Genomic DNA, 10057 nt, shown 5'->3' with positions numbered 1-10057 from the left:
GGCGGACAGGCCGCCACCGTCGGGGTACCGCACAGAAGTGTTGTACTGCTGAAATACGACGATGTAACTCACCTGTAGCGTTACGTGTTTGTACCATCGCCAATTGCTAGCACTTCAAGCTCTGTAGTAGAGGGTCGGCGGAGATGAACTTGGCGATACCGGGGTCGTAGTAGCGCGCCGACAGGTAGGTCAGATCGGTGCTGTCGTCTTCGATCTTGCCGAGGAAGCCTCGGTCGGTGAAGGGGAGGTCGTCGATGCCGCGGCGATGGCCGAAGGGCAGGTAGCGTTCGCGGCTGACTTGGCCAGTGACATCGTCGATGGCCATTTGGGCGGTGCCGTGCAGGCCATTGGTCAACCATTTGATACCGCCGGTCTGGCCATCACTAGTGGAGCGCATAGCCACGGTGGCACCGTCGGGGCCGGTGTAGTAACGAGTGGCGGTGATCTGCTCGCCCAGCACCTGGACTTCCATCGAACCCAGGTAGAGGGTGGCCTTCCCGTCGGGTTCGCGGCGGATGAGGCGTCCGCCGTCGGCGTCGTAGACCATCGTGGTCTCGTCGCCGTCGATGCTGGACTTCTCCAACTGGCCGACCTGGTTCCAGGTGAAGGCACCGTCCTTGCCTGCCACGGTGCGGGTGGCCAGCTGTCCGGCGTCGTCGTAGGTGTAAGTGTCGACGCCATCGCCGGGCGGTTCGGTCGGCGTCGGGGTGGGGCTGGGAGACGGGCTTGGGGACGGTGAAGGCGACGGGCTGGGTGAAGGGGAGGGAGTCGCGCCGATGGGGGTGTTCATGTCGGCGAGGATCTGTTCGGCGGTGAGGGCGCCGTTGTAGATGCGGATCTCGTCCAGGACGCCGTCGAATGGTTCGTCCCAGATGCCGCTGTGGCCGATGCGCAGCACGCCGGTGCCGACGTCGATGGTCAGGTCGGTGGGTTCGGAGTGGGCCAGCACGCCGTTGTAGTAGAAGTCGAGGCTGTCGCCGTCGAAGGTGGCGGCCAGGTGCACCCACTGCCCGATGGGCAGGTTGGTGGTGGCGGCGGAGCCGGTGAAGTCGCCGCTGGGGTCGACGATCCAGGCGCTGGGGGGTTCGCTGAAGGTGCTGGTGAAGGCGCCGTAACTGAGGTTGTCGCCGTTTTCCTTCTGGATCAGAGTGCGGTAGCCGGTGTTGTCGTCGGATTTGACCCACGCTTCGAGGGTCATGTCGGTGGTCAGATCGAGAGAGGCGGCGTCGGCGACGGTGACCCAGCTGGTGTCGCCGTTGAACTCCAGGCCCTGGCCATACTTGCCGGTGGTCCAGGTGGTGTCGGTGGTGGTGCCGTGGTTGGCCTGGCCGGAGGTGTCGGTGACGGTGGTGCCGGTGCCTTCGTTCATGCCGTAGGCGGCCACTAGTTGCGGACCGTACTGGACGGAGGCGGTCAGGGGTGCGGCGGGTGGCTGCTGTGGGGCGGATAAGGCGACCTGTCCCGTTGCGGTGGGTTTGGCGCTGTTGTTTCTGGCCGTGTGGTGCGGACCGGGCTTGGTTGTGCGTTGCTGGGCGAGGGCGCCGCTGCCGGGGGTGGTGCGGGTGATGGAGGTGACCGCGTTCGGGCGGACGGAAGCCGCGCCGGGGGCGGGGTAGGCATAGGCGGCGGTCTGGTCACCGTCGGTCAGCGTGGTGATGTTGCCGACCCCGTCGTAGGCGTAGGTCTGCCGGTAGGGGTCGATACCCAGGCTGTCGGCGCCCGAGGTGCAGGCCGGGCCGGTGGTGGTGAACGCGGTCGCGAGACGGTGCAGGCCGTCATAGGTGAAGCATTCGGACTGGCCGGGGCTGCCGCTGACGGCGGTGGCCGCGTCCAGGATGCGGCTGATCTCACCGGAGACGTCGTAGCTGTAGCGGTCGTCGGCCACGGTGACAGGGCTGGAGGTGTCGGCACCGGTCTGGGTGGCGGCACGGTTGAGCCAGCCGGTCCCGGTGTCCCACTCCAGGGTCCGCCGGATCTTGCCCGCGCTTCCATAGCCGCGCTGGGAGAGCAGGCCGGTGGCGGTGTAGCCGGTGGAGTCGACGTACGTACCGAGCGGGGAGGTCAGCCGGTCGGGCAGTCCGAGCGGGGTGTAGCTGGAGGTGACCGTCTCGGCGGGCAGGCCGCCCGCCGAGGGCATGCTGTAGTCGGCGAGTTGTCCGGCGGTGTTGTAGGTGTTGGTGAAGGTGTAGGACCCGGCGAGCAGGTCTTCGCTGGAGGGGATGGTGATGGTTGAGCCGGTCGGACGGCCCATCACGTCGTAGCCGGTGATGGCGTCGGTGTAGGGCTGGCCGCCGGTGAAGCTGGTGGCGGAGGTGAGCTGGCCCTTGGAGAGGGTGTCATAGACCCATTCGGCCAGTTTGGTGCCCGTGCCGACCTCGCCCGCCCAGATCGCGGTCTTGCGGTCCAGGTCGTCGTAGCTGTAGGAGGTCTTATCGGCGTTGCCGTCGATGGACCACAGCAGCCGACCGGCCGCGTCGTAACCCTGGCTGGAGGTCCCGGCGTCGGGATCTTGGGCGGCGGTACGGCGGCCGAGCAGGTCGTAGGTAAAGGTGCGGATGTTGCCGTTCGCGTCGGTCTGCTTGATCAGCGCGCCGTTCAGATCGTATTCGTAGAGCGCGTCGTGGTGAGTGGTAGCGTCCTTCCACTCCTGGACCTTGGTCACCTGGCCGTCCACGTCGGTGTAGGAGACGCTCTTGCCGCCGGTCGGCGGGGTGACCTCGGTCCGGTCGCCGAAATAGGCGGTGCTGGTGCGGCGCAGTTCGGTGGCAGCGCTCATCTCCACGGCCGCGGTGGTGCGGCCCAGCCCGTCGGCGACGTTCTTGGTCCACTGCGGGAAGGTCGTGGGGGCGGCGTTGAGCAGGCCGCTGCCCGGCGCGAGGGTGTTGTGGGCCGGGCCGCCGGTGGTGGCGGTCAGACCACGACCGTCGTAGGTGGTGGCGGTCACGACCCGCCCACCAGCAGGGGATGCAGCCTGGCTTTCACGCGAGCGGCCCAAGCCGTCGTCGTAGGAATAGCTGGTCAGGTACGTACTGCCGGATTGCAGGGTGGACACCGCGGTGCGGGCGGGGCCGTTCACCGCGCCGCCGGCATTGACCGGGATGCTGTAAGCGACCGTGGTCGCCGCGACGCCGCCGGTCTTGGGCTGGGCCGGCGTCCACAGCGCGACAGCGCGACCAAGGGCGTCGTAGTCGATGTTGGTGTCGCGGTTGTCGGCGTCGCGGGAGCCGACGATGCCGCCCCAGGCGGCTTGCCAGGTGATGGTCACGTGGCCGAGCGGGTTGGTCACGCTCACCCCGCCCACGGGCAGCCCGATTGCGGGGCTGTAGGCGGTGGTGGTGGTCTTGTTCAACGGGTCGGTGGAGGACACGCTCCGGCCGTAACCGTCGTATCCGGCCTTGACGGTGGTGAAGTCGCTGCCGCTGGTGTAGGTGCGGGACTCGATCGCATTGCCGAGGGTGGGCGCGTTGGTACCTTCGCTGGTGGCGCCGTCGTAGAGGGTTACGGTCCGGCCCAAGAAGGTGCCTGAGGTGCAGTCGTCGCCCGCTCGGCGTTCCTGGGCGGCCGGGTAAGAGATCATCCACGCGCCGCCGGTGGTGTTACGGGCATAGGCGGTGGAAGTGCAGGTGTTGTCGGCGGCGACACCTCGTTCGCCGTAATCGTTGACCTTGATCGGCAAGCCGTCGGCGTTGAAGGCGGTCGCGGTCTCGGCGTAGCGCCAGCCGGAGGGCACCTTCTCCCGGACGACCTGGCGGGTCCGGTTGATCTGGTGCGGGTCGGCGATGCCGGGGCCATCGCCGGTCACGACTCGCGCGTACTCGTAGCGGGTGCCCGCGTCTTCGACCAGGCCGGTAGTCCCTGACCCGAAGGTGGGGCAGGCGCCCAGGTCGTCCCAGTAGGTCGGGTTGGTGGCCGGGCGCTTGTTGATGTTGTTCTGGATGGCGATCCAGTCGTGCCCATCGGAGGAGACGCCGGACAGGAACTGGCTGTAGTTCTGTGTCGGCGACCAGGCCGGGTACCGGCAGGACGGTGTCGGCGCGGTGTAGCCGGTGGCGTGCCAGGTCTGTTCCTGCAGCGTCCGGCCGGCCAGGACACGGTAGTCGTTGGTGCTCTGGCCCTCGAAGTCGGTCACCGTCGCACCCTTGGGGGTGCCGTTGGCCAGGGGATCCTCATACAAGCCGCGGTAGAAGGTAGCTGTGGTCACGCTGTACCCGGAGGGGTCGGCGCCGCTGCCGCGCACGATCCGGACGGTCGGGTAGCCCCGCCATTCGGTCCAGCTGTTCTTCCAATCGGTGCAAGGGATGGGGAATCCGGGGGGCCAGCCGCAGTCGGGGGGAGCCACGCCGGCGGCCCCCTCGCCGTACTCGATGGGCTGTGCCCAGGCCGGCGTTCCGATGTACTCGTAAGTGGCGACCATGTCGGGAGACCCGGCGACCAGGTCCTTGTCGACGGTTTTGATCACCTGCCACTTGTGGAAAACCTCACCCTGGTAGTAGGTCTCGCCGGTGTGGTCCATGCCTTCGCCGGTGAAGACCCAGTAACAGTCATAGCCCGCGTCATCACGCGTGGTCGCCAATGATTGGGAGTTGAGGTTGCAGCCGCGGGGACGGCCGTAGGAGACCTCGGTCCGCCCGCCCATCTCGTTGCCGACGGCGGCGATGCGGGGGAAGCGGGCCGCCTGCGCATCGTTGTTGTTCAGCTGCACCGCGTCGAAAGTGAGTTTCGGCAGGGCGATATCGGGGCCGCCGCCGGCCAATCCCACCCGTGTGATGCTGTCCAGCCACAGCACCGAGTGGGTCCACTCGCCGCTGGCGGAGGGCCCGGTGTCGATCATCTTGTAGCCCAGGTCGAGCCGGGTGACATCGTCCCAGGCCGCGCCGGAGACATTCCATGTCTGGTTCATCACAGACTTCAGGCGTTTGGTGATGTAGAAGGTCGGCCCGTCGGCGGAGTAGAGACACAAAGGACCGGGCTGGTCGCATCCCGTCAGCCACATCAGCCAGTCCGGGATATCGGAGGTTTGATCGGCCGGTCGGTCCTCGACGGTGAAAGCCAGCCGGCCGGTCGGCGCCGACCCGGCCACGTTGGTGTTGGAGCCGTAGGTGATCTGGGAGAAGTAGCCGCCGCGGTCGTACTCCAGGCTGTAATTGGTCAGCTGGCAGTCATCTCCGTCCGCCAGGCAGTACCGGTTGATCTCCCGCGTGTAGGTGTAGTCGATCACGTTGCCTTTGGGGTCGATCTCCTGGTCCAGCATCCATCGCCACGGCGCGTAGCAGAACTTGTTGGCCGGCCAGAACGCGTCGTACTGGCCGGCGCAGGGATCGGCGGCGCGCGGGCCCAGGAACGGGACCTGCCAGGAGGAGTCCCGGTGATACCCGAACCGGTAGCGCGTCCCGTCCTGGGTGGTGATCCGCCAGTAGGAGGCGCCCGCCTGGCCGCCGGTGTCGATCTGCTCGATCTTCCACCCGTAGTCCTCCACCGTCCGCCACACACCGGCCACCTTGACGATCCGCGAGGAGCGCCCACCGACCGACAAGGTCAAATCGTCGTTCTTCCAGCACAGCTGAGGCGTCTGACTGCCATCGCGCAGGGTCACCTGGCAGTTGAAGAACTTGCGTTCGATGAAACCACCGGACAGGTCCCAGCCGACGCCCACCAATCCGGCCTGATTGTTGGTGCTGTTGGTGAGCGAGTCCACCGAGGAGGAGTTGTAGTCCAACGACAACGTGGGGGCGCTGCCCGAAGGGCCGGGCGCGGCCGGAATGGCATAGGAGTAGGTGAACGCGCCGCCGGACGGGCCTACCTGCCATGTTCCCGACGGCTTCAAATCCGTGGCGGCGAAATCACCGCCCGGGCCGGAGGTGGCCGCCGCCGCGACCGCGACGGTGTAAACGGCGGCATCGGCCTGCGGCGCGGCCTCCACCACCGCCGTGAGCGTCTCCGCTTTGGTGTCGTTCACGACGGAGACCGCCTGCGGCGCGTCGAAGGTACAGTCGGCGGCGCGTTCCGGCGCGACCACACATCCGGGCAGGCGGCGCAAGGTCAGATGCGAGGCGAAACCGGGACCGTAGGCGGCGCTGAAGCCCGAATAATCCACAGTCACGCTGACCTGCCCGGCCGAGGCGACCGCGTCGGCCCGCGAGACCCGCACCGCCAGACCCACACCGCCCACACGGCGAGCGGTGGCGTCGTCAAAGTGTCGACCCGGACGGCTGCGGGAGCCTTGAGCGGGTTGCCGGTAGAGGATTCTTGTCTCTCCGCGGCACCCGTCGGGGCCGCCGACGATTCGGTCGAGCTGGCCTTGACGGGCACCGATTCGGGCGGGCCAATTTTGACAGGTAACGTCCCCGCCGCCACCGACGCGCCCTGGGCAAGGGTGACCTGCGCTGACCCAGCCTTCGGCCACACCACCGCACGCCGTACCGGCGGCTCCTGCAAATCCTCCGCGCCCGGCGCAACCGTCACGGCAGGGACAGGACGAGCCGCGACCGAGGGCTCCTTCGCCGGTTCCGGCACAGCCCCGGAAGCCCGGGACACCAGCCCGTCGGGAACCCCCACACCGGAGATCAAAAGCGTCGCCACCAGCCCGGTGACGGCAGCACTCCACCACATCCGCGCATGCCGAACGTCCACGCCACACTCCAAGGGAAAGCCAGGGCTTGCTGGGGTGCAGCGGCCCACCAACAGGGGTCATAAGACGGACATAAGACGATCAATCACATGTCTAACAGACGGATCCACTGTTAGTAAAGTGGACAAACACCGACAATTTGCCTGGGGACGGTGCAAGATCAGCAAAGCCGCTCGGCAAGGGTGCCCTCACGGCGCGATCGGGCGGAAGCGCGTCCAGACAGACCTGCGCAGAGGCGGTGCCGCATCAAAACCCTGTGCCCGTGCCAATACCCGTGTATTGGCTCTCATCTGGGATGCAAGCGATCGCTAAGCCGCTCTCCGATAATGATCGATCAAGCCTCCGGCAGCCCCGGTCCGTCGAACCGTTCGGCCAACTCGACCCTGTCGTCGATGCGAGGCGGGGCAGATTGTCCGTGGAAGACTGTTGACACGCCGTCAGCACCTTTGTGCATGGCGGCCTTGGCGAGAAGGCCCGCGGCGACGGGGTGCCCTTGAGAGGAAACCCGGGGGGCTTGCATGACATTGATCGTCGGCTATGTCAGCCATGACTATGTCGCGGTCGCTTCGGATCGGACGATCACTATTCGGCAACGTGGCCGCTCTGACATATATAAGGACGTCGAGAACAAAGCGATTGTCCTCAACGGCCAGGCGATCATGGGCTATACGGGCTTAGCATGGCTTGGCGGCATATCTACAGATCGATGGGTTGTCGGGGAGTTGAGCCCGCTGGATCCGTCGGAGTACTTCGGCGCCTTGGCGGGAAAGTCCGAGCGGGCGATCGATGCCATCAGGCGTGCCGGAGGTCTGGACCGGTCTCAGACGGGTCATGCCTATCTGGTCGTGGGGTATCCCGTATTCGAGGATGATGATCCTCAGCGCCGTCGTGTCCCAGCTTTGGTGACTATCTCGAACGCCCTGGGATCGCATTACCGATCATGGAGGCCTCGCCCTGGTTTTGAGATCAACAGGCAGGCACTTACTGATGACCAGGACTTTCTGCTGGAGTCTGTTGGGGGCAGTCTCAAGCGGTGAGTGCATCACCCGCTGCGGCAAGTAGATTGTTGAGTTCCTCAGCCGGCGTCCTGAATCCGAGGGTTCGGCGAGGTCGCTCATTCAAACTTGCAGCGATTTCGTTAAGCTCGCTCTGACTATAGCAGGAAAGATCGATCCCTTTCGGAAGATATTCGCGAATGAGGCCGTTGGTATTCTCGTTGCTGCCACGCTGCCAGGGCGAGTGCGGGTCACAGAAGTACACCGGGATGTCGGTGCTGAGAGAGAACGTGGCGTGAGCGGCCATCTCGACGCCCTGGTCCCAGGTCAGCGACCGCTTCAGCTGCTCAGGCAGATGCCGGATCTCGGCGGCCAGGCGAGCGGCGACCCGGTCGGCGGTCCGGTCGTAGGCGATCTTGACCAGCATCAGGAACCGGGTGGTGCGCTCGACCAACGTCGCGACCTGCGACTTCCCGCCTTTGCCGATGATCAGATCACCCTCCCAGTGGCCGGGTATCGCCCGGTCCTCGATCTCCGCGGGCCGTTCGCTGATGTTGACCATTCCGGCGATGCGGGCCTGCTTGACCCGAGTCGACCCGAGCGGGCGCCGCTGGGTACGACCCTGCCGCAACGCGATCTTCAACTCCGTCCGCAACTCGCCTCTGGCCTGCAGATACAAGGCCTGATAGATCGTCTCGTGGGACACGCGCATCCTCAGCTGGGCCGGGTAATCCTCCACTAGCCTGCCCTGGATCTGCTGCGGCGACCACCGCTTGGCCAGGCCCGCCATGACCTCGTCGTGTAATCGCCGATCCGCCACCAGTTTGTGCACCTTCGGCCGCCGGGCCAGAGCCTCGGCCCGCGACTGGGCCGCATGCACCCGATAGGCATCCCTACCGCCATTACGAGCGATCTCCCGTGACACCACCGACCGATCCCGATCCAGCCCAGCAGCGATCACCGAGGCCGGGAGATTCGCACCGATCCCCTTCAAGATCTCGTCCCGTTCCGCCACGGACAATGCACGACCTCGCACCCAAGCCCCCACAATCAGACCAGAAAGATCATCTCATGGGTGATGCACTGACTAGTTGAGACCGCCATAGGAACGCATCGCGCTCACAACGGATTTGCGGTGCCAAGTGGTATCCGACCTGGAACGGTAGGGGTAATGTTCCGTGGAACCCAGCTGTTCAACAGTGTGACGAATTTCCGTTCCAGAGCACCTATCAAGGCGCATGGGTCTCGTGGCAGCAGAACCCTCCGAACGACCAGTGCTGTACCTACCGAACCGGAGCCAATATCTCCGTCAGTTTGATCCCCGCACAGGAGAACACGGCATGGGGATCACAGTGGTCACTGGCCGGGCTGGGCCGATTCTATGCGAACGACCGCATCCTCGATGAGGACGAGTTCTTCGTACGGCTCCAACCGTCCCCTTGAGGGCGGATGACATAACAAGGCTCGGCACCCGCCATAGGCGGGTGCCGAGCAGCCTTCGGCCAGTGGGATAAGCTGTTCATATTAAGCAGATCTAGACGAATCGAGACGTCAATTGGCACGGGAAGACAGGGCTACAGGCAGGCCTACTGCCGACGACTACGATTGGTTTGACGACTGCCATCGTTACCGCCCGGGATTCTGCATCACCTTCATCGCCGGCCTCACCCCGGGAGACGTCCTGCGGCGACTGTCCTTGACGGAAGATCCGCAGAGGGCTGAACCATGGACTGTTGAGATCGGCGCCGCTGACGGTGGGTCCATCATGGGTGAACCTGGCGGTACCGTCGGGACCATGGTCGACGTCCTGCGTAATCTATCGCTGGGCACATCTGTTGTGAGTGTCACCCGCAACGTGAACTTCAACTCCCGTTTCGTACACGCCCGTAACGGCGAGATCATCTCCATCCTGGACCCCATGTGGCCGGACTGGACTTCCAGCAGGGAACCCGACACTCTACGTGCCAACGTGGAAGATCTCGGCTGGATCGACGAGTACGACTCGGACGACTGGAACGACTCGGACGACTGGAACGACTCGGACGACGGGTTCTTCCCCCAGTATCTCGAGGCGACACTGGCGCTGGCCGAACGTTTGACCGGAGTGCGCCTAGAGGCTAATCACCTCCAGGGCGACGGCTTGCCCCACCGGGCCTCGGTCGCGCATTTCTATGAACGTGACCCGTTCCCCGAACTGGCTTACTGATTGGAAATTGGGTTACTGGACCAGTTGAGTCGTTCACCAGGCGGCAACAGTAAGTAACTGAGATAATTCTCAGTGTGATCAGCGAGTCAATCAAGCGAATCCCCCCGGCGAGCCCTCGAGGACACCCGGACGCTCGTACTCAGCGCGATAGACAAAGGCATGCACGTCGATGACGCAGTGGCCATCTTCGGCGTCGGCAGGTCGACGATATACGGGTGGATCAAGCTC

Annotated in this window: 4 protein-coding genes; 2 read left to right on the top strand and 2 right to left on the bottom strand. The window is 65.2% G+C overall.

What is annotated here, in order from left to right; all coding sequences use genetic code 11:
• Positions 1 to 106: 106 nt before the first annotated feature.
• Positions 107 to 6169 carry a LamG-like jellyroll fold domain-containing protein gene (locus tag ABGB08_RS53700; protein WP_347608033.1) on the bottom strand — a complete coding sequence of 2021 codons (6063 nt, stop codon included), beginning with the start codon at positions 6167 to 6169 and terminating at the stop codon, positions 107 to 109.
• Positions 6170 to 7146: 977 nt separating this feature from the next.
• Between ABGB08_RS53700 and ABGB08_RS53695 the strand changes: the two genes are divergently transcribed.
• The gene (locus ABGB08_RS53695; protein ID WP_347608030.1) at positions 7147 to 7665 is read left to right on the top strand and encodes a hypothetical protein; all 519 of its coding nucleotides are present in this window, start codon (positions 7147 to 7149) and stop codon (positions 7663 to 7665) included.
• Here the strand turns inward: ABGB08_RS53695 and ABGB08_RS53690 are convergent.
• Entirely contained in the window at positions 7655 to 8659 is a 1005-nt protein-coding gene (locus ABGB08_RS53690) for an IS30 family transposase (RefSeq protein WP_347608036.1), read from the bottom strand. The two genes, ABGB08_RS53695 and ABGB08_RS53690, sit on opposite strands and share 11 nt — an antisense overlap.
• 519 nt (positions 8660 to 9178) lie before the next feature.
• On the opposite strand from ABGB08_RS53690, the gene ABGB08_RS53685 reads away from it, so the two are divergent.
• A complete protein-coding gene (locus ABGB08_RS53685; protein WP_347608027.1) occupies positions 9179 to 9829 on the top strand; it encodes a DUF6461 domain-containing protein in 651 nt (216 codons plus the stop codon).
• Positions 9830 to 10057: the final 228 nt, after the last annotated feature.

The sequence above is a fragment of the Acrocarpospora sp. B8E8 genome, assembly GCF_039871605.1.
GTDB lineage: Bacteria > Actinomycetota > Actinomycetes > Streptosporangiales > Streptosporangiaceae > Acrocarpospora > Acrocarpospora macrocephala.
This window is presented reverse-complemented; position numbering and strand designations above follow the sequence as displayed.

Excerpts from the sequence above, each read along its gene's own strand:
- ABGB08_RS53695 (WP_347608030.1), top strand. The coding sequence starts at position 7,147 with ATGACATTGATCGTCGGCTATGTCAGCCATGACTATGTCGCGGTCGCT.